This window comes from Gordonia paraffinivorans NBRC 108238, from assembly GCF_000344155.1.
GTDB classification, from domain to species: domain Bacteria; phylum Actinomycetota; class Actinomycetes; order Mycobacteriales; family Mycobacteriaceae; genus Gordonia; species Gordonia paraffinivorans.
This window is the reverse complement of record NZ_BAOQ01000026.1, coordinates 43,499-63,275: the sequence shown is the minus strand read 5'-3', so window position 1 is coordinate 63,275 and position 19,777 is coordinate 43,499. Positions and strand designations below refer to the sequence as shown.

Annotated in this window: 20 protein-coding genes; 6 read left to right on the top strand and 14 right to left on the bottom strand. The window is 69.3% G+C overall.

Annotated features, from left to right (window positions below):
- Nucleotides 1-4: 4 nt before the first annotated feature.
- On the bottom strand, nt 5-1,351 hold the full coding sequence (locus GP2_RS13375; protein ID WP_006901048.1) for an FAD-dependent oxidoreductase: 1,347 nt from the start codon (nt 1,349-1,351) through the stop codon (nt 5-7).
- A 154-nt stretch (nt 1,352-1,505) separates the two neighbouring features.
- Here GP2_RS13375 and GP2_RS13370 point away from each other — a divergent pair, with 154 nt between their 5' ends.
- Entirely contained in the window at nt 1,506-2,462 is a 957-nt protein-coding gene (locus GP2_RS13370) for an adenylate/guanylate cyclase domain-containing protein (protein WP_006901047.1), read from the top strand.
- 114 nt (nt 2,463-2,576) lie between these two features.
- Here GP2_RS13370 and GP2_RS13365 read toward each other — a convergent pair whose 3' ends face one another.
- From GP2_RS13365 to GP2_RS13350, 4 genes are read right to left on the bottom strand one after another with little or no spacing between them, the layout of a single operon-like run.
- Nucleotides 2,577-3,668: a sulfate/molybdate ABC transporter ATP-binding protein gene (locus tag GP2_RS13365; RefSeq protein ID WP_006901046.1), complete on the bottom strand. Its 1,092-nt coding sequence runs from the start codon at nt 3,666-3,668 to the stop codon at nt 2,577-2,579.
- On the bottom strand, nt 3,665-4,489 hold the full coding sequence (locus tag GP2_RS13360) for an ABC transporter permease (protein ID WP_006901045.1): 825 nt from the start codon (nt 4,487-4,489) through the stop codon (nt 3,665-3,667). The genes GP2_RS13365 and GP2_RS13360 overlap by 4 nt, the downstream gene beginning before the upstream one ends.
- Nucleotides 4,486-5,226, bottom strand: a complete 741-nt coding sequence (gene modA, locus GP2_RS13355) for a molybdate ABC transporter substrate-binding protein (RefSeq protein ID WP_006901044.1) — start codon at nt 5,224-5,226, stop codon at nt 4,486-4,488. The genes GP2_RS13360 and modA overlap by 4 nt, the downstream gene beginning before the upstream one ends.
- Nucleotides 5,223-5,624: a TOBE domain-containing protein gene (locus GP2_RS13350; protein WP_006901043.1), complete on the bottom strand. Its 402-nt coding sequence runs from the start codon at nt 5,622-5,624 to the stop codon at nt 5,223-5,225. Before GP2_RS13350 ends, modA begins: the two co-directional genes overlap by 4 nt.
- A 258-nt stretch (nt 5,625-5,882) precedes the next feature.
- Between GP2_RS13350 and GP2_RS13345 the strand changes: the two genes are divergently transcribed.
- Both GP2_RS13345 and GP2_RS13340 read left to right on the top strand, forming a co-directional pair.
- Nucleotides 5,883-6,905: an ATP-binding cassette domain-containing protein gene (locus GP2_RS13345; protein ID WP_006901042.1), complete on the top strand. Its 1,023-nt coding sequence runs from the start codon at nt 5,883-5,885 to the stop codon at nt 6,903-6,905.
- Nucleotides 6,905-7,750: an ABC transporter permease gene (locus GP2_RS13340; protein WP_006901041.1), complete on the top strand. Its 846-nt coding sequence runs from the start codon at nt 6,905-6,907 to the stop codon at nt 7,748-7,750. Before GP2_RS13345 ends, GP2_RS13340 begins: the two co-directional genes overlap by 1 nt.
- Before the next feature lie 91 nt (nt 7,751-7,841).
- Here GP2_RS13340 and GP2_RS13335 read toward each other — a convergent pair whose 3' ends face one another.
- Complete coding sequence (locus tag GP2_RS13335; RefSeq protein ID WP_040527020.1) at nt 7,842-9,005, bottom strand: ROK family transcriptional regulator; 1,164 nt, start codon at nt 9,003-9,005, stop codon at nt 7,842-7,844.
- Nucleotides 9,006-9,678: 673 nt separating this feature from the next.
- On the opposite strand from GP2_RS13335, the gene GP2_RS13330 reads away from it, so the two are divergent.
- Complete coding sequence (locus GP2_RS13330; protein WP_040527037.1) at nt 9,679-10,740, top strand: sigma-70 family RNA polymerase sigma factor; 1,062 nt, start codon at nt 9,679-9,681, stop codon at nt 10,738-10,740.
- 19 nt (nt 10,741-10,759) lie between these two features.
- Here GP2_RS13330 and GP2_RS13325 read toward each other — a convergent pair whose 3' ends face one another.
- The gene (locus GP2_RS13325) at nt 10,760-11,173 is read right to left on the bottom strand and encodes a VOC family protein (RefSeq protein ID WP_006901038.1); all 414 of its coding nucleotides are present in this window, start codon (nt 11,171-11,173) and stop codon (nt 10,760-10,762) included.
- A 138-nt stretch (nt 11,174-11,311) separates the two neighbouring features.
- Between GP2_RS13325 and GP2_RS13320 the strand changes: the two genes are divergently transcribed.
- Entirely contained in the window at nt 11,312-12,019 is a 708-nt protein-coding gene (locus GP2_RS13320; protein ID WP_006901037.1) for a histidine phosphatase family protein, read from the top strand.
- 83 nt (nt 12,020-12,102) lie between these two features.
- On the opposite strand, the gene GP2_RS13315 is transcribed toward GP2_RS13320, so the two are convergent.
- The 5 genes from GP2_RS13315 to GP2_RS13295 form a co-directional block, all read right to left on the bottom strand.
- Nucleotides 12,103-12,846, bottom strand: a complete 744-nt coding sequence (locus tag GP2_RS13315; RefSeq protein WP_006901036.1) for an SDR family NAD(P)-dependent oxidoreductase — start codon at nt 12,844-12,846, stop codon at nt 12,103-12,105.
- Between the two features lie 54 nt (nt 12,847-12,900).
- Nucleotides 12,901-13,917, bottom strand: coding sequence for a phosphotransferase family protein (locus tag GP2_RS13310; protein WP_006901035.1), 1,017 nt, complete (start codon nt 13,915-13,917; stop codon nt 12,901-12,903).
- A complete protein-coding gene (locus tag GP2_RS13305; protein ID WP_006901034.1) occupies nt 13,914-15,128 on the bottom strand; it encodes an acyl-CoA dehydrogenase family protein in 1,215 nt (404 codons plus the stop codon). Before GP2_RS13305 ends, GP2_RS13310 begins: the two co-directional genes overlap by 4 nt.
- A gap of 194 nt (nt 15,129-15,322) precedes the next feature.
- Nucleotides 15,323-15,970 carry a TetR/AcrR family transcriptional regulator gene (locus tag GP2_RS13300; RefSeq protein ID WP_006901033.1) on the bottom strand — a complete coding sequence of 216 codons (648 nt, stop codon included), beginning with the start codon at nt 15,968-15,970 and terminating at the stop codon, nt 15,323-15,325.
- 28 nt (nt 15,971-15,998) lie between these two features.
- Complete coding sequence (locus tag GP2_RS13295) at nt 15,999-16,703, bottom strand: TetR/AcrR family transcriptional regulator (protein WP_006901032.1); 705 nt, start codon at nt 16,701-16,703, stop codon at nt 15,999-16,001.
- Nucleotides 16,704-16,789: 86 nt separating this feature from the next.
- Here GP2_RS13295 and GP2_RS13290 point away from each other — a divergent pair, with 86 nt between their 5' ends.
- Nucleotides 16,790-17,746: an oxygenase MpaB family protein gene (locus GP2_RS13290; protein WP_040527019.1), complete on the top strand. Its 957-nt coding sequence runs from the start codon at nt 16,790-16,792 to the stop codon at nt 17,744-17,746.
- Between the two features lie 177 nt (nt 17,747-17,923).
- Here GP2_RS13290 and GP2_RS13285 read toward each other — a convergent pair whose 3' ends face one another.
- Together GP2_RS13285 and GP2_RS13280 are read right to left on the bottom strand one after the other, a co-directional pair.
- On the bottom strand, nt 17,924-19,288 hold the full coding sequence (locus tag GP2_RS13285; RefSeq protein ID WP_006901030.1) for an alpha-hydroxy-acid oxidizing protein: 1,365 nt from the start codon (nt 19,286-19,288) through the stop codon (nt 17,924-17,926).
- Between the two features lie 53 nt (nt 19,289-19,341).
- Nucleotides 19,342-19,635, bottom strand: a complete 294-nt coding sequence (locus GP2_RS13280; protein ID WP_006901029.1) for a hypothetical protein — start codon at nt 19,633-19,635, stop codon at nt 19,342-19,344.
- Nucleotides 19,636-19,777 lie beyond the last annotated feature (142 nt).

Below are 19,777 nucleotides of genomic sequence, written 5' to 3'. Positions count from 1 at the left end.
CGGTTCATCGCACCGACAGTGCTGCGGCCGCGGTGTCGGCGGCGGTGAGCCCGAAGGTCAGTGCCGTGCCCAGGCCACCTCCGTAGGCGCGGTACCAGAGGCCACCGGTGTCCGACCCCGCCGCGAGCAGGCCCGGGATCGGCCGGCCCGACTCGTCCAGGACGCGTGCCTGCGTGTCGATGAGGATTCCGTAGAAGGGGAACGTGACCGCGGGGACCGTCTCGATGATGTAGTAGGGCGGTTCGTCGAGCGGCAGCGGATCGAGGGTGTGCCCCGGCGAGGCCTTGCCCTCGCGGATCGCCTCGTTGTACTCGGCGATCGCGGCTGCGATGGCCTTTCCGTCGTAGCCCCATTCCTCCGGGAGGTACTCGAACTCCTCCAGCGATTCCGCCATGCCCACACGTCCACCGCGCTTGGCGGTGATCCCGAACTTGTCCGGGGCGACGGCGCCTTCGACGTACGGTGCGGTCATCCAATCCCGGTACACCCGGGCATCGGCGACCAACAGCCCGCGTGCCTCCGGCTGTTCGAGGAGCTCGATGGTGTTCAGGTGATCGCCGAGGGTCTCGTCGACGAAGCGCTTGTTCTCCAGGTTGAACAGCAGGCAGTGCTCGCTGTAGTAGAGGGCCAACTCGACGAAGTCGTCCTCACCCAGGGTGATCCCGCTGGGGATGAGGTGTCCGTAGAAGCCCGCGTTCTCCTTGCCGAAGGCCGCACCCACCTCGCGCGCGAGCCGGTGCCCGCCGCCTGCGCTGTTGGGATTCGACCGCAGTTCGATGTCCCGGGCGGCGGGATGCAGATGACGCGCGCGCAGCTCCGGGTCGGCCTGGAAGCCGCCGGTGGCGATGACGGTGAACGCCGCACGGATCTCGCGGGTCGCGCCGTCCGCCGAGGACACCACGGCACCGACGACCTCGCCGTCCTCCACGACGAGATGCTGCGTCTCGGTATTGAGCAGGAGTTCGTTGTCGTTCTCGCTCAGCTTCTTCCGGCACAGTTCGAGGTAGTGGTTGGTGTCGAAACGGTATCCCGCGCCGTAGGGCAGGATCGGTTGACGCTCGCCGACGTCCGCACCGAACTCTCGCAGCCACTCGACGGCGCCGGGGAAGTTGTCCACGAGGTGACGCCGCAAGTCGTCGTCGCCGCCCGGATTGTGCTTGTCCATGGCCTCGTGGCTCGGCATCGACCACACGTATCCGGCGTGACGCGCCGATCCGCCGATGTCGGCAGAGACCTCGACCGTGCAGACCCGGAGTCCGGCCTCGGCCGCGCGCACACCGACGGTGCAACCTGCCATGCCGGCTCCGATGATGAGCAGGTCGTATCGATTGTCGGTCACGCCAACCTCCATCCCATTTCCTGAACTGATATCAGTTTATGATTATGCGCCCCGGGTTGTGATGTCAACAACAGCGGGCGCCGGATCGGCACCGCGCATCGGCGCAACACCGCCCACGACCCCCGAACCACCACATCCACCACGGGTGTGCAGGAGACTGGACCACATGTCGGAAGACCCACAGTCGTCCGCCGAGGACGACCGGCGGCCCACTCAGGACGCGAACGCACCCCGCTACACTCGCGACGAACTGATCGCCCGGCTCGAGATCGACCCCAAGTTCGCCGAGAAGGCCTGGAATGCGTTCGGTTTCGCCCGGCGATCGACCGACGACAAGGTCGCCTCCGAGAACGACCTGGCCGCCCTGCGGATGTTCGCCGCGTCGTCGGAGTCGATGCCCGAGTCCACCAAGATCGCGATGGCCCGGGCGATCGGCCAGACGATGTCGCATCTGGCCGACTGGGAGGCCGACCAACTCCGTGACATCACCGCCGATCCCGAGTTCCCGTGGACCGTCGAGCAGATGTGCGCCGCGCTCGGCCAGGTCCAGCAGTTGATCTGGCGTCGCCACATCGCGATCGCGCTCGAACGCCACCGGGAGCACGCGGCCGAGGAGGAGGTCGACCTGGTCGTCGGTTTCGCCGACATCGTCGGATACACGAGCCTGTCGCGGCGCATCGACCTGCACGACCTCGAAGAGCTCCTCGGGTCCTTCGAGGACGAGACGTTCGGCGTCGTCGTCGACCACGGCGGCCGGGTCATCAAGACGCTGGGCGACGCGGTGATGTTCACCTTCGAGGACGCGCACGCCGCCGCGGAGGCCGCCATCCGGATCCACGAACTGTCCGACGGCGACAGGTTGCCCCCGCTCCGGGTCGGGCTCGCCCGGGGGCCGGTCCTCCAACGGTTCGGCGACGTCTTCGGCGAACCGGTCAACATCGCCTCCCGGCTCACCAGCTCCGCGCGCCCCGGCTCCACCCTGGTCGACGACTCGATCGCCGAGCAGATCGGGGCCGACGACCGCTTCTACCTCAAATCGATTCCCACACTTCGAGTTCGGGGGTACAAGTACCTGAAGGCGCGGGTCCTCGAACCACACAAGCGAGGTCCGCTGGCCGAGTGACCGGCAGACGTCGTTTCGGTGCCGCGATCTCGATCGAGGTCGCAGTCATGAAACGACGTCTGGGAGTTCACTCGTGGGTCCGACCCCGGGTCTTCGTCGCCGGCTGCTGACCGGTCACCGCCGGGCCACCGCACTCACCCGCACCTCGCTCGCCTTGATGACGAGCACCACCCCGAGGCCCGGCACGAGCGCGAGGTCGGCCACCGCCGCCCAGGTCACCTCGGCGGCGACCGTCTGTCCACCCACGTCGGTGTGCACCACCGCGTGATCGCCGCGCGGTACCACGTCGCGCACCGTCGCCCGCAGCATCGTCCGCGGACTTCCGTGCGGCTCGTGGAGGTACACGGCGACCGCGCGGGGCGAGAACGTCGCGGCCGCCGGCTCCCCGTCGGGGATTCCGCCGCCGGGTGCGTCATCGGCCACGGTTCCGACGACCCGATTCCCGCGATCGTCGACGACGCAATTCGCGTCCACGAGGGTCCCGACGAAGAGGTTGAGGCCCGCGAGCGACGCCGTGAACCGCGACCCCGGGTTGGTCAACACCTCACGTGTGGACCCCGATTCGACGATTCGCCCCCGATCCAGCACGACGATGTCCTCGGCGAGGCCGAGTGCGTCCACCGGATCGTGCGTCACCATGATCGTCGTGCGACCGTGGTCGGCCAGCAGCTCCCTCATCAACGCCCGCAGGCGACTGGCGACGTCGACATCGAGTGCCCGAAACGGCTCGTCCAACAGCAGAATCCGCGGCTGGGCGGCCATCGCCCGCGCGATCGCCACGCGCTGCGCCTGGCCACCGGACAGCTCGCCCGGCCGTCGGTCGGCGAGGTCCGCGACCTCGGCGGCCTCCAGCCAACGTGACACCCGTTCGCGCACCTGCGCCCGGGACAGCCCCTGTGCGGCCGGCGCGAAGGCCACGTTGTCGGCGACGGTGAGGTGCGGGAACAGCCGCGCGTCCTGCAGCAGCTGGACGACGCCCCGCCGGTGCGGCGGAACGAATACGCCGCGGTCGCGGAACACCTGGTCACCCAACGTGATCCGGGTCGGCTCGTCCCCGCGGACGAGCCCCGCGATGACGCGCAGCATCGTCGACTTCCCGGCGCCGTTCGGTCCGACGACGGCCGTCGTCCGCCCTGCGCCGAATCGGTGCTCGATGCGCAACGGCGGCACCGCCTGTTCGATGACGACGTCGAGGTCTGCACTCACATCGCACCCGCCTCACCGCGGCGCCGGCGACTGTGCACGCCCACCACGACGACGAGCGAGATGACGACGAGGATGAGCGACAACGGAACCGCGGCCTGCGGATCGTCGACGGCCGCCACATAGATCGCGAGCGGCGCGGTCTGGGTGACGCCCGGGGCGTTGCCGGCGAAGGTGATCGTCGCACCGAACTCTCCGAGCGCACGGGCGAAGGAGAGCACCAGTCCGGCGACAAGTGACGGGGCGACCAGCGGCAGCGTCACCTTCCACAGCGTCCTGCTCGGCCCTGCGCCGAGTGTGGCCGCCACCTCCTCATAGCGCGTGCCGATCACGCGCACCGCCCCTTCGACGCTGATCACCAGGAAGGGCAGCGCCACGAAGGTCTGTGCGAGAACGACGGCGGTGGTCGTGAAGGCGACGTCGATGCCCGCGTCGTGCAGGCGTCCGCCGATGATGCCCAGGCGCCCGAACGTGTAGAGCAGTGCCAGGCCGCCGACCACCGGCGGCAGCACCAGCGGGAGCAACACCAGTGCCCGCAGCACCCGCACGACCACGCCGTCGTGCCGCGCGAAGATGACCGCCATCGGCACACCGAGCACCAGGCACAGCACCGTGCTCATCGCCGCCGTCGTCAGCGAGAGTCGCAGCGCGTCAAGGGAAGACGACGAGGTGACCTGGTCGACGAACGTCCCCCACGGCGTCCGGAACAGCAGCGCCAGCGGCGGGACCACGATCAACGCCACCCCGACGGCCGCGATCGCATATGCCCAGGCCGGCAGCCCCGTCGCACCACGACGGTCGAGACCCGTTCCGAGGGCGGTCACGGCGACCCGAACCCGGCGTCCCGGAGAATGCGCTGCCCGTCCGGCCCGAGGACCAGGGCGACGAATTCGCTGCCCAGCCCCGCATCCGGCGCGTCCTTCAGCGTCGCGATGGGATAGGCGTTGACGACCCCGGCGAAGACGGGATCGGTCACCGTCGACACCGTGTCCCCTGCTGCCGCCGCGTCGGTCACGTACACGACCCCGGCATCGGCCTGCCCGGTGGTCACCTTGGTCAACACCGCTCCCACCGACTGCTCCTCCGACGCCGCGGCGACGGTGATGCCGGCGTTCTTCTCGACCGCGTCCGTCGCCGCCCCGCAGGGCTGCGCGGACTGGCAGACCACCGTCGTGACGCCCGGCTTGTTCAGATCGGCGAATGAATCGATGCCCTTCGGATTCCCCGGCGCCGTCACGATCACGAGCGTGTTGGTGGCGAAGGTCCTCGGGTCGACCGCCAGCCCGCCGAGTTTCGCCATGTTCTTCTCGTCTGCACTGGCGAAGACGTCGGCGGGCGCTCCCTGCTCGATCTGGTTGGCCAGGGTCGACGAGCCGTCGAACGAGAGGCGGACGGCGACTCCCTCGTGCCGCTTCTCGAACTCCTCGGCGATCGCGGTGAAGGCCCCTTTCAACGACGCCGCTGCCGAGACGTCGAGGACCGGGCCGGAGTCCGTCGAGCCGGCCGCGCACCCCGCGCCGAACACCAGGGCGGCAACCGCTGCAAACGCGAGCCGCCTCACCGCTTCTCCCGCGTCGTCTCGACGATGACGTTGGTCGACTTCACGATGGCCGTCGCCACCGATCCGGGCTCGAGCTCGAGCTCCCGGGCCGACTGCGCACTCATCAGGGACGTCACCTCGAACGGGCCGCATTGCAGCGTCACCTGCGCCATGACGCCGTCGACGATCACCTCGGTGACCAGACCGGTGAAACGGTTGCGGGCCGACCGCGCGACCGGCGCGCCGTCGTCGGGGGCGGCCGCGCGCTCGCGCGCCAGCTCGGCGAGCCGGGCACCGTCCACGGTCGCCACCGGACCCTCGTCGGACTGCTCGAGGACGCCGGAGGCGATCCAGCGTCGGACGGTGTCGTCGCTGACGCCGAGCAGCGTCGCCGCGTCCCTGATGCGTATCGCACTCATTCGCGGAATCATATCCGCATCTGCGGATTGTCGCGCATTGTGAACCCGCAACTGCGGATCTCACCCACGCGGTCGACTTCGAGCGGACTCGACGTTCTGGCGTGACGTGGACACCGGCCGCCGGAATTCCCCTCGCGGGAGCGATGAGTTCCGGTAGGAAAGACAGTCTGCCTTCCCGTGGGCACGCGACCGCCGACACCGCCCTGACCACCGAAAATCGTTCGCCCCTGTCAGAACCCATCGATACCGTGGAGAGTTATGAACTCAGTCACAGCCCCCACCGCCGTACCCGGCGATGTCGCGACCACCGATGTCGCGATCGAGGCCATCGACCTGGTCAAGCGCTTCGGCGATTTCACCGCCGTCGACGGTGTCAGCTTCACCGTGCCGCGGGGCACTGTGCTCGGCCTGCTCGGACCCAACGGTGCCGGTAAGACGACCACCGTCCGCATGATGACGACGCTGTCCCCGCCGACCAGCGGCACCGCCCGCATCGCCGGATACGACGTCCGCGAGCAGCCCGGGCTGGTCCGGCAGAACATGGGCCTCACGGGCCAGGCCGCCACGGTCGACGAGATCCTCACCGGTCGCGAGAACCTCCGGATGATCGGCGGGTTGTACGGCATCGGCCGCAAGGCGCTCGCGAGGCGTTCCGAGCAGCTGCTCGAACAGTTCTCGCTCACCGACGCGGGAGACAAGCAGGTCAAGTCCTACTCCGGCGGCATGCGCCGACGCCTCGACCTCGCCGTCAGCCTGATCGCGGCCCCGCCGGTGCTGTTCCTCGACGAGCCGACCACCGGCCTCGACCCGCGCAGCCGCACCGAACTGTGGGATGTCCTGCGCGACCTCGTCGCCGGCGGCACCACACTGCTGCTGACCACGCAGTACCTGGAAGAGGCAGATCAGCTCGCCGACGACATCGTCGTCATCGACAAGGGCAGGATCATCGCCCACGGCACCCCGCTACAACTCAAGGAGCAGGCGGGCGCGGCCAGCCTCGTGCTGACCGTCTCGCACGCCGAGGACCTCCCGGCGGCCGAGGCGCTGCTACGCAAGAACGGCACCGAGGTGTTCGTCGACGTCCCCGCACGACGCCTCACCGCCGCGACCGGCGGCCTGGGCGACCTCCCCCGCGTGGCCGCCTGGTTCGAGGAGAGCGGGATCTCGGTCGACGACTTCGGCCTCGCCCGCCCGAGCCTCGACGACGTGTTCCTGTCCCTGACCGGACACCGCGCCACCGACGACACCACCACCGACGACACCGACGAGGAGAAGTCCTGATGACCGCCACTGCCCAGACCGACGCGGTGGTCGACGACACCCCGCGCACCCATCCCACGACGCTCTGGCAGCAGTCGTGGATCATGGTGAAGCGCAACATGATCCACACCAAGCGGATGCCGGAGATGCTCTCCGACGTCACGATCCAGCCGATCATGTTCGTGCTGCTGTTCGCGTACGTCTTCGGTGCGTCGATCCAGACCGACAGCGGGTCCTACAAGGAGTTCCTGCTCCCCGGCATCATGGGACAGACGATCGTCTTCACCGCGTTCATCGTCGCCTCGGGCATCACCGCCGACCTGGAGAAGGGGATCATCGACCGCTTCCGCGCGTTGCCCATCCAGCGGTCGTCGGTGCTGATCGGACGCAGCATCGCGAGCCTGCTGCACAGCAGCATCGGCATCGTGGTGATGGCGGTGACCGGTCTCGCGATCGGCTGGCGCATCCGCGGGTCGTTCGCCGAGGCGGTGCTCGCCTTCGCCCTGCTGTTGCTGTTCGGGTTCGCGATGATCTGGTTCGGCATCCTCGTCGGGTCCTGGTTGCGCACCGTCGAGGCCGTGAACGGCTTCATGTTCTCGACGCTGTTCCCGATCACGTTCCTGTCGAACGCCTTCGTCCCGACCGCGCCGATGCCGACGTGGCTGCGGACCATCGCCGAGTGGAACCCGATGTCCTCACTCGTGCAGGCGATGCGCGTGCTGTGGGGCAACGGCCCCGCATTCGGCTCCGATGTCGCACTGCCGCTTCAGCATCCGGTGATCTCGACCCTCATCTGGGCGGTCGCCCTGACGCTGATCTTCGCGCCGTTCGCGATTCGCGCCTACAACAAGCGCACCGTGGACTGAGGCACCCGCGCGTCCGGGGCCACCCGCCGGGCGCGCGGGTGGGTCTCGCCGCGCGCTCGCCGGCGGTTGTGTGCGAGGGGCGGCGGCCCGCTCAGGCGGTCAGCGTGATCGCCTGCAGCGGGTCGCTGTAGATTGCGTCGAGGGAGACAGCGCCGGCCGCCTGCTGCTGCACGGTGGCACCCGAATGTGACACGCGCACATCGCGCTTCGTCGCGATCGAGGTCTCGCGCACTGCACGCGCCACGGTCGGCAGGGTCGCCGGGTAGTCGGTGAACGCCTGGCCGCCGAGGATGATGTGGTCGGGGTTGAAGATGTCGGCGATGAGTCCGACGGTACGGCCGAGCACCTGGGCGCGCTCCTCGAGGAGGGCGCGGGCGGTCGCGTCCCCGGAGCGGGCCAGAGCGTGGATGCCCTCCACGTCCTCGACCGAGAGTCCCAGTGCGCGAGCCGCTTCGACGACCCCGGTGTCGCTCACCGCAGGCTCGAGACGCCCCGTCTTCTCGGGGTCGAGCAGGGTGGTCGGGCCGGTCGGGAAGTGCCCGATCACGGGCGGGCCCGCGGTCGGGGTGTGGACGGTGCCGCCGACGCTGAAGGCGATGCCCAGCATCTCGCGGGCGTAGAAGTACAAGAAGCTCGACTGCTCGTCGTCGGGGTTGAGGACCAGCTCGGCGGCGGCCATCGCCTCGACGTGCGACGCCACCGACACCGGCAGACCCACCGCCTCGGCGATCACCCGACCGACCGGTGCGGACTCCCAGCCGAGCCGCGGATGGTCGACGAGGCCCCCCTCGGCGACCCGGCCGCCGATCGCGACGCCGACCCAGAGGACACGCTTGCCGGTCCAACGCTCGGCGAAGCGGCGGGCGCTGACGCCGATGGCGGCGAGGGTCTGCTCGGGGTTCTCGGCGACCGGGGTCGGGATCTGGATCGCGCCGACGACGCGGTGCAGCAGGTCGTGGGTGGTGATCGAGGTGACCTTGTAGCCGATGTGGATGCCCAGGGTGAGGAAGTCGGCGAGGTTGACCTCGAACGGCAGGCGCGGCCGGCCGATGGCGCCCGACGGGGCGAGGTCTGCGCGCTCCCGGATGAGACCGGCCTTCAGCAGGGCGCTGACCTGGCGGTTCACCGTGGAGATGGAGAGTCCCGTGCGCTCGGCGGCGTCATCGCGGAACAGGGGGCCGGCCAGGCGGGCGGCGCGCAGGACGAGCGCCGCCGGCTTGGTCGACAGCTCCAGGTGCGGCGTCGCGACGTGCACCCGCGGGTCCCCCTTTCCGAGTCCGCGCCGGTCGGCCGTCGCGCCGGGGACACGGCTCGGCGGAACCGGCGCGGGTACGGCCGACAACGGCGCGTTCGGGCGATTCACCTGCGGTCCACGACGGACCGGACGTGTCGCCGGCCGACGCGTGAGCGGCGTCGGTGCAGTACGCAGGTTACGGGCAGAGATGTCGGAAAGCGTGGCGGTCATGATCGTCCTCGTCGAAATGCCCCGCGCGGAAGACGGCGGGAAGGGGTGGGAATGCTCGAATCACCAGATCTGGAGCGACACCCCGTGGACGAGGCGTCGGCTCAGCGCATTCGACGACAACAACAGAGAACGCGAGCAAGCGGCAGACGGCAGCCCAGAGCGGTGGTCACGTAGGTGACCTCCGGCAGCTTGCGGTCCGTGCTCGACATGCGCATCAAGCTAGCAACGCCGACCCCGTCGCGGCAAGCCCGTTCCCCCAGGTCATACAGGACCGGGGCGGCGCGGGCACACGCGTGCACCGGCGAATCTAGGGCGGGATCAGGCAGTTCGCACCATTTGCGCTCAGCCTGATTTCAACATCCCGTCCAGCGTCTATCCGACCTGCGGCGACGCCGAAAACGGACCAAGGGCGCATTGCTCCTTCGCGGTCGATTGTGTCAGTGGGCGGCGGTAGATTGTGACCATGACCACAACAGCGGACGGGCCGATCTCCGACTCCGACTTCCTTGCCGCCGCCGAGCCCTACCGCCGCGAGATCGTGGCGCACTGCTACCGGATGACCGGCTCGCATCACGACGCCGAGGACCTGACCCAGGAGACGTTCCTGCGGGCGTGGAAGGCCTACGACAAGTTCGACCACCGGGCATCGGTCCGCACCTGGCTGCACAAGATCGCGACCAACACCTGCCTGACCGCGTTGCAGAGCTCGCAGCGCCGGCCGCTGCCCTCGGGGCTCGGCGGCGACGCCTTCGATCCCACCGACGACCTCCTGCAGAACCACGAGGTGCCGTGGCTGGAACCCTTCGCCGGGACCGTCGACGAGATCGCACCTGCCCCCGATGCCGATCCCGCCTTCGTGGTCGGCGCCCGCGAATCGATCCGCCTCGCCTTCATCGCGGCGTTGCAGCATCTGCCCGAGCGTCAGCGCGCGGTCCTGATCCTCCGCGACGTCCTGCAGTGGCGCGCCGCCGAGGTCGCCGAGACGATCGGGGTCACCACCGCGACCGTCAACAGCCTCCTCCAGCGGGCCCGTGCGCAGCTCGAGCGCGCGCGTCCGCAGGCCGACGCGGCGCGCTCCGACCCATCCGTCCTCGACGACGACGCCAAGCGCGAGCTGCTCGCGCGCTACGTGTCGGCGTTCGAACGCTACGACGTCGACGCGATCGCCGCGATGTTCACCGACAAGGCGATCTGGGAGATGCCACCGTTCACCGGTTGGTACCAGGGTCCCGACGCCATCGGCACCCTCATCAAGCGCAACTGCCCGGCCGAGAAGGCCGGCGACCAGATCATGCTGCCGACCGTCGCCAACGGGCAGCCCGCCTTCGGTCTCTACATGCGCGAGCCCGATGGCGTCCACCGCCCGTTCCAGCTCCAGGTCCTCGACATCGATCCGGCGGCGCGGAAGGTACGGCACACGGTCGCGTTCTTCAGCCGGACGATGGAGGAGGACTTCGCCCGGTTCGGTCTGCCCGCGACCCCGTACGACGCCCCGGCGCGCACCACACCCGCACCCTGGCACTGACGCCCGCCTCCGCCACCGGTCAGCGATCGGTGGTCCGGGGGATCTGGGCGGGGTCCATCCAGACGACCTCCCACGCGTGACCGTCGGGATCGCAGAAGCTGCGTGCGTACAGAAAGCCGAGGTCCTCGGTCTCCCGTAGCGGCGTGCCGTCCGCCATCGCGGCGTCCGCGATGCGGTCGACCTGCGCCCGCTCGTCCACGGCGAACGTCACGACCGACTCCCGCAGCCCCGGCCCCTCCAGCGGACCCGCCACCGCCAGACCCGCGAACCGCCGTCGATCCATCAGGACCACCATCGCGCGATCGTTGACCACCATGCACGCGGTCGAGTGGTCGCAGAACATCTCGTCGAACCGGAAGCCGAGCCTGCGGAAGAAGTCTCGGGATCGTCGGACGTCGGCAACGGGCAGATTGACGAACATCATCGATGCCACTGGCGGTCTCCATCTCCTCGGGCTGCCTCCCCGGACCGCCGGACGCATCACGCGGCGACTCCGTCCGGTGGAACGCGGTCTCCCCCATACAGACCATCCCGGTCGGACGAACTCATCGGCGTCGAATACTGTGCAGGTATGGGCGTCATCTATCTAGTGCGGCACGGTCAGGCAAATGCGTTGGCGTATGGGGTTTCCGACGACTCTGCGGACCTCCGCAACGGCCCCGGCGGGCTCACCGCGACAGGCGACACGCAGGCCGCGATCTCCGGGTCGTTCCTCGCCGGCCAGATCGACGGTTTCACCGACGCCGTCAGCGGCGACCTCGCCCGTCAGAGCCAGACCCTGCGCGGGGTCCTGGGGGCCTTCGACGCGCGGCCGGAGGCCCGCATCGACACCGGATGGAACGAGTACTCGCTGCCCGCGCTGGTCGGTCATGCGTCCCCCGAGATGTTCCGGGACGGACGCAACTACCAGCAGCAACTGGACAAGGGACTGGCGGCGTGGATCGCCGCCGGTGACCACGAGCCCGAACCCGGGCCCGACGGCGGCCCCGCGGAGAGCTATCCGCAGTTCCAGGCACGTGTCCACGACGCGGCCAAGCGCGCCGTCGAGCGTGCCGGATCGGGCCAGACCGTGCTCATCGTGTCGTCGGCGGGGACCATCACCCAGTGGATCGCCCAATTGTGGGGCATCCCCGACGAGCAGTGGCCGGCGATGGCCCGCACGATGGTCAACGCGTCGATCACCAAACTCATCGTGGGCCGCCAGGGGGTGTCGGTGGTGTCGTTCAACGAGCACGGTCACCTCTCCGACCGCTCCGGCGGCGTCGCCACCTTCCGCTGACCGAACCGGAACTCCGACCGAGACGACGAAGGTCCACTGCCCGCCGAGGGCAGTGGACCTTCTCCGTTCAGACGCGGGTTCGGCTACGCCCGATGCAGATTCGTGCCCGGACGGGTCAGGACGACGTTCGGCAGCACCGCATACCGCGACAACTGGGTGACCGAGTGCGCGACGACGGCGACGACGGCGGCGGTGATCATCTCCTCCTTCGGGATGCGGTCCTTGAGCCAGTCGGTCATGTCGGTGGCCACGTATCCCGGCGCGATCGTCGTCGCACTCACGCCGTCCTCCGACTCCTCGAGGTTGAACGTCTCGCAGAGGGAGATCAGCGCAGCCTTCGTCGCACCGTACGCGGACAGCTCCGGCTCCGGGTACACGCCCGTGATCGACGCCACCGCAATGACTTTCGCGGCACCGTGCCCCGCGGCCGTGGACCGCAGCGTCGGCAGCACCGACTGCAACAGAATGTACGGCGCACGCACGTTGACCTGGTAGAGCCGGTCGAAGCGCTTGACCGGCATCTCGGCGACCGCGCCCTTGGACCCCATGCCGGCGTTGATGACCAGCGCATCGCACCTACCGAAGGCCTCGCCGTGCGCGGCGCCGAGGGCGGTGACGGCGTCGGTGTCGGTCATGTCCGCCGGCACCACCTCGACTCGGCCCGCGCCCAGCTCACGGAGTTCGGCAGCCTTGGCCTCCAAGGCTTCCCGACCGCGCGCGCTGATGGTCAGGTCCCAGCCGTCGGCGGCGAGGCGTTCGGCGATCGCCGCGCCGATGCCGCGCGAGGCCCCGGTCACCAGCGCGGACCGGTTGGTCTGTTCACTCATTCGTGTGTCCCCCGTGGGTTGTACGTGATCCCTGAACCCGGCGACGACCGGGTCTCAGCCGACGAGCCGCAGGCCTTCGGCGATGAAGACCGCGGTCGCTTCCGCCGCGTTCTCGGCCCCGTCGCCCGAGGACGCGCCGGAGAGCGCGCGATAGGTGATCCCCTCGGCGATCACACCGAGCTTGAGGTTGGCCAACCCCAGGTAGAAGTCCCAGTCGCCGAGATCGGAACCCGTTGCGGTCGCGTACTTCTGGGCGATCTCGTCCACGGACGGATAGCGGTCGCTGGTCCAGGCCGCCGAGAAACCCAGGACTCGGTCGAACGCGCCGGTTCGGTACACGCACATCAGCGCGACATCCGTGATCGGATCGCCCAGCGTCGACATCTCCCAGTCGACGACCGCGGCGATCCGGCCCGGGTCGTTCGCGTCGACGATGGTGTTGTCGATGCGGAAGTCGCCGTGCACCACCGATTCCCGCGCTTCCTGCGGCACGCGCTCGGACAGCTTCTCGACGAGACGCTCGACGTCGGGGAGGTCGCGCGTCTTCACATGACCCCACTGCCGCGCCCACAGTTTCACCTGGCGGGCGGCGAACCCGGCGGGACGGCCGAACTCGCCGAGGCCGACGGCCTTGTAGTCCACGGCGTGGAGATCGGCGAGCGTCCGGACCAGGCCGTCGATGTTCGCCGCGACCTCCGCGTCGGAGTAGGCGGCGAGATCCTCTTCGGTCCGCACCACCCGTCCGTCGACGAATTCCACCACGGTACAGGGAGCCCCGATGATCGAGCCGTCCTCGTCGAAGGCCACTGTCGTGGCCACCGGCACCGACGTGGACTGCAGAGCGCTGGTGACCGCCCACTCCCGGCCCATGTCGTGCGCCGACGGGGTGAGGCCGCCGGTCGGGGGCCGACGGGCCACCCACCTGTTCACGCCGTCGGTGACGGTGTAGGTCAGGTTGGACTTTCCGCCGCTGATGAGGTTGATGTCGAGTTCACCGGCGGGCTCGACCCCGTTGCGGCGCAACAGTTCTTCCAGGCGCGCTGCGTCGAGCGCGTTCTCGATGGAGGTCACTTCGCCTCCGCCGCGGCTTGCGCCTTCTTCGCCCGGCCGATGGCGCGACGCGCGATCGCCCAGCGGTGCACCTCGGAGGGGCCGTCGTAGATCCGGAACGGACGCAGCTCCTGCGCCAGACGGGCGATCGGCAGGTCGGCGGACACGCCGAGGCCGCCGCACATCTGCATGCTGCGATCGGCGATCCGCGAGTATGCCTCGGCGGCAAAGGTCTTGGCGATCGAGGTCTCGTTGGAGGCATGGTTGCCCAGGTCCAGCTCGTGGCATGCCTTGAGCAGCAGTTGCCGGGAGGCGGCCAGGTCGATCTCGTTGTCGGCCACCATCTGCTGGATCATGCCGAGGTCGCCGAGCTTGCCGCCGAATCCCTCACGGCGGGAGACATAGTCGAGGGCGACGTCGTGGCAGCGCTTGGCCGCGCCGAGCCAGCGCATGACGTGCGTCATACGGGCCGGCCCCAGACGGACCTGTGCGTATCGGTAGCCCTGGTCGACCTCGCCGAGGATGTCCTCGTCGGGGACGAAGACGTCCTCGAACGTGACCTCGCAGTGGCCGCCGATCATGGCCTTGTCGATGGTGTTGATGTGCCGGCCGACGGTGATGCCAGGGGTGTCGGCGTTCGCCAGGAACATGGTGGCGCCGCCACGATCACCAGGCGAGCCGGCGGTTCGGGCCATGATGATGAAGAAGGCCGCGCCCTCGGCGCCGGTGATGAAGTGCTTGGTGCCGTTGATCTTCCAGCCGCCGTCGACGCGGACGGCCTGGGTGTTCAACGCATCGGGGTCCGCGCCCGCGCCCGGCGCCGGCTCGGTCATCGCGAAGGCCGAGCGCACCTCGCCGGAGGCGAGCGGGGCGAGGAACTTCTGCCGCTGCTCCTCGCTCGCGATGTGGTCGAGCATGTGCACGTTACCCTCGTCCGGCGCGCCGATGTGCAGGGCGACCGGGCCGAACGTCGAGTAGCCCGCGGCTTCGAAAACCGCTGCGCGGTCGGTCATGTTGAGTCCGAGCCCGCCGAACTCGACCGGGGCGTGTGGCGCGAAGATGCCCTCCGCCTTGGCCTTTGCGTTCATCTCACGACGCAGGTCGTCGCCACCGGCCGCGGTGATGTCACCGTTGTGGGCCTCTTCGATGGGCAACACGTAGTCGCGGATGAAACGTTCGGTCTTCTCGACCAGCTCGACCACCTCGGGGTCGTGGCGCAGGTCTATCGGCATCGTGACTCCTCTGACTGAACCGGCGGGGAAGTCCCCCGTCGCCGACCGAGCGATCGTTCGGCATGCCATACATTGCCAGGCGATGCCACCCCGGTCAAGACCGGGAAGCGCAATTCCGTGCTGTCCCGTCGGTACCCGACCGCACTATCTGGGTCGGTACCCGACCGCACTATCTGGGTCGGTACCCGACCGCACTATCTGGGTCGGTACCCGACCAGGGCCCGGGCGAGCTGGAGATTCCGCTGGATCAACTCGTCAGGGCCGAGGAGACCGTCGAGCTTGAACCACGTCGAGACCCCCACGCACATCGTGGCCACCGCACGCGCGGCGTCCTTCGGATACGGCGTGGTGAAGTCGCCCGCCTCGACGCCGGCGAACACGATCTCGTCGACCATCCGCTGCTGGCGATCGCGATGCCCGATGTACTTCGGACGGTAATCGTCGTCGAGACTGCGGATCTCGGTGGAACCCACGAACGCCTGCTCACGGCGGTACATGTGGAATCGAAGCAAGGACTCGACCACCGCGTCGAACTGCTTGACCGGCTCCGGGCCGGCCTCGCGGATGGCCGCCTCCGAACGGGCGAGGAGATCGGTCATCGTCCGCTCCAGCAGACCCTGCAACAAGGACTGCTTCGACGGGTAGTGGTGGTACAGACCGGGCACGGACAGGTTGGCCCGCGCGGCGATCTCCCTGACCGACGTGCCGTGGTAGCCCTGTTCAGCGAAGGCCTCGAGGGCCGCGGCGAGCGGGACCGGGAGCTCGGGCTCACCGTAGTCACGCCAGGATCCAAGAGGCTGCTTCGCGGGTCGGACGTCTGTTTCGCCGGTTCCGCTGCTCATGGGACAAACATATCCTCTTGCCGCAGACCTATCCGGCATCGGCGGTGCCGTCGACTGGAGCCGACTCCAAGATGTCGGCCGGCGACACGAGAAGCGCGACGGCCAGATCGACGACTTCCGGCTTGGCGAGGTCGACGTCGCCTTCGAGCCACGCCGCCAGCAACCGGCTGAGCCCGCCGACCTGGTAATGGGCCACAGCGGCGGCGCGTCCGGGGCCGACGTTGACGTCGACGAGGCTCGACGCACTCTGCCGCGTGAGGCCGGCGAACAGCGCGGTCGACTCCATGCGCTTGGCGGCGATCACCGGGCTGAGCAGCGCCTGGGAGAACAGGAGCCGACCCTTTCGACGATCCTCGTCGATGAGGTCGACGATCACCGCGACCGCGCCGGCAACCTTCTGGCGCATCGTCGCCCCCTCGGAGAAGGCGGCGAGTCCGGATGCGGCGATCTCCTCGATGACCTGGTCGTAGACGGTCTCCACGAGCTGGTCCACCGACTCGAAGCTCTCGTAGAAGTAGCGGGCGGTCAGGCCCGCGCGCCGGCAGACACCGCGAACGGTGACGGCCTCGGCGTCGTCGGCGCCGAGCAGATCCAGTGCCGCGTCGAGCAAGGCCGCGCGGCGGCGGGCGACCCGGGTGTCCCCGCCCTCGCCGCCGTACGCACGCAGCGATCCCGACGCCTCGGACGCGGCAGCATCGGCCTGGCCCTGCGGGGTCGAAGGTCCTCGTCCCATGGTTCCAATCTTGACACCCCGGTCGGTTGGGTGTGTCATAAAACGGGAAACATACGTTTCCTGAATTCGAGCAGGAGGGGTGTTCGATGGCAACGGAGCCTATCACCAGCGGAAGTTCTGCCCTGTCGCCGCAGGAATCGGCGAGCGTCACGCCGGAGGTCGAGGAGTTCCTCGCCGCCGAGAAGCCCGACACCGAGTTCCTGCCGTCGTCGGCCCGGATGTCGCGCGCCGAACTCGACGCCCTTCCCTCCGCCGAGAACCTGAACCCGCTGGGCATCGGCGTCATCGCCGGTGCCGCGAACGTGATCATGCAGCTCAGCCATCCGGCCGTCGGCTACGGCGTGTACGAGAGCCGCGTCGACTCGGGCAACCTGTTCAAGCACCCGCTCAAGCGCGGCCGCACCACCTTGAGCTACCTCGCCGTCGCCGGGCTCGGAAGCGCCAAGGACCGCAAGGCCTACCGCAAGGCGGTGGGCAAGGCGCACGCCAAGGTCCGCTCGACCGCCGACAGCCCGGTGAAGTACAACGCCTTCGACCCGGAGCTGCAGTTGTGGGTCGCCGCCTGCCTGTACCGCGGAACCGAGGACGTGCACCGCATCTTCGGCGGCATGACCGAGGTGACCGACGAGGTCTATCAGGCCGGCGCGGTGTTCGGAACCACGCTGCAGGTGCCGCGCGAGGCCTGGCCCGCCGACCGCGCGGCGTTCGAACAGTACTGGAACGACACGGTCGAGGTGCTGGAGATCGACCCGACCATCCGCGAGTACCTGCTGAGGATCGCGCGGGCGGAGTTCCTCGGCCCGGTGGTCACCAGGCTTCTCGGCTGGTACTTCTACATCCTCGCCGTCGGCTTCCTGCCGGAGGACTTCCGCCGGAAGATGGACGTGCGCCTGTCACCGTGGCAGGAACTCTTCTTCGCCAAGCACAACGCGGTGCTGGGTGCGATCATCCGGCGCTCGCCGAAGTGGATCCAGCAGTTCCCGTTCAATGTGCTGCTCGCCGACGTCCGGTGGCGCATGCGGACCGGGCGCCCGCTGGTCTGAGACCGGGCGGCCGCGGGACTCCCGCAGTCGCCGACGTACTCGCGGCTCGCCGCCGCGCACTCACCTCTTGGGAGCGGGGGTTCCCTCGGGGGCAGGTGAGTTGCCGCGGCGAGCCGCGATTTCATTTGTCTGACAACCCTTCTCGACGGGTTGCTGCGGGGCCGGCGCGCCGGCGGCTCAGATCCGCCGCAGGGCGTCCCGGTCGAGGTCGGCGACGTCGGTGTGGCCCGAGAGTCCCAGCGTCAGATCGAGTTCGGCGATGATGTCGGCGACCACGTCGCGCGCCCCCTCGGCACCGGCGATGGCCAGCCCGTACATGTGCGGGCGCCCGATGCAGGCGGCGTCGGCACCGAGGGCGAGTGCCTTGAAGACGTCCGAGCCGGTGTAGATGCCCGAGTCGATGAGAATCTTGATCCGCCCGTCGACCACCGGCGCAATGTCGGCGAGGGCGTCGATGGTGCTGATCGCGCCGTCGACCTGCCGCCCGCCGTGGTTCGACACGATGATCCCGTCGACCCCGGCGTCGACGGCGCGGCGCGCGTCGTCGGGATGCAGCACGCCCTTGAGCACGATCGGAAGTCTCGTCCGGTCGCGAAGCCCGGCGAGGTCGTCCCAGCTGAGGGATGGTCGCGAGTAGATGTCGAGAAACGTCTGCACCGCCGCGCGCGGTTGCGGCGAGGTGAGGTTCTTCCAGAAGCGCCCCGGCGCGTTCCGGGTGATCGAGATCAGCGTCGCGACGGCCCCGAGCGAGATCTCCGGCCGCTCGCCGACCGCGGTGCGGAGTCGCTCGGCGACGATCTCGACGAACCGGCGGTCTGAGGTGTACTGGGCGATCCCCTCTCCGCGCGCGAACGGCAGCGACCCGATGTTGAGGTCCTGGGGACGCCAGCCGAGCATCGTGGTGTCGAGGGTGACGACGACGGCGTCGGCGTCGACCGCCTCCGCCCGGGAGAGGAGACTGTCGACGAGGTCGTCGTCGGTGGACCAGTAGAGCTGGAACCAGCGCGGCGCACCCGGGCGAACCGCGTCCATCTCGGCGGCGACGGTCTCCATCGGGACGCTCGCCTGGTTCGAGAAGATGTAGGGCAGACCGAGTTCCGCGGCCGCGTGCCCGATCAGACGGTCGGCCTCGGGCGCCGCGAGCGACCCGGCGCCGACCGGGGCGAACAGCACCGGAGCCGGGATGCGGCGGCCGAACAACTCGACCTCGAGGTTGCGCCGCGAGACGTCGCGCAGGACGCGCGGCACAATAGCCCAGCGGTCGAGTGCGGCGCGGTTGCCGGTCATCGTGCGCCCCTCGCCGGCGCCCCCGGCGATGTAGGCCCACGCCCGCGCCGACATCGCACGCCGCGCACGTCGCTCCAGTTCAGCGAAATCGGTTGGCACACGCGGCTTCCGGCGATGAACGCCGGCGGTGTAGATGTCGTTCTGCCGCGCGCGCCCGTAGCCTCCTGGCCCTACCTGCGCGGACCCGTCAGCCCCCGGGACGACCGGTGCCCCCGCAGATCCGTTCTCCCCTGGTACCTCGTTTCCCACCGTCATGGGAGCCGATGGTACGTCGGCCCCGGCGGCGCCTGAGCCGGTTCGCCGTGGGATCAGCGGGTGGCCGCGGCGGTCGCGCCGGCGGCGACCGCCGTCACCACCGCGACCGAGGGCCACGCGCCGATCTTCTTGGCCAGCGGATGCGATCCGCCGAAGGCCGCGAGGTAGGTGCCGAGCAACCCGCCGGCCACCGCCGGGCCCTTCGTCTGCACCCATCGGCGAGTGCTCCAGGCCCCTGCCGCCGCGAGGACCACCCCGCCGAGTTCACGTCGGCCGCTGTAGCGGGCCGCGGCGAATCCACCCACCAGACCGAGCGCCACCACGGGCACCGTTGCATCCACTGCCATGGTGTCCAACCTACCGCCGGCCCGGCCCGACCCGGCGTCGACTCGCGCCGCCGGGACATACCCATCCGCTGGTGTCGTGACTCCGAAGACCGGGTAACTGTCAGGCCGACCCCCGCACGGCCGTATCCCCGCACGAAGGGCC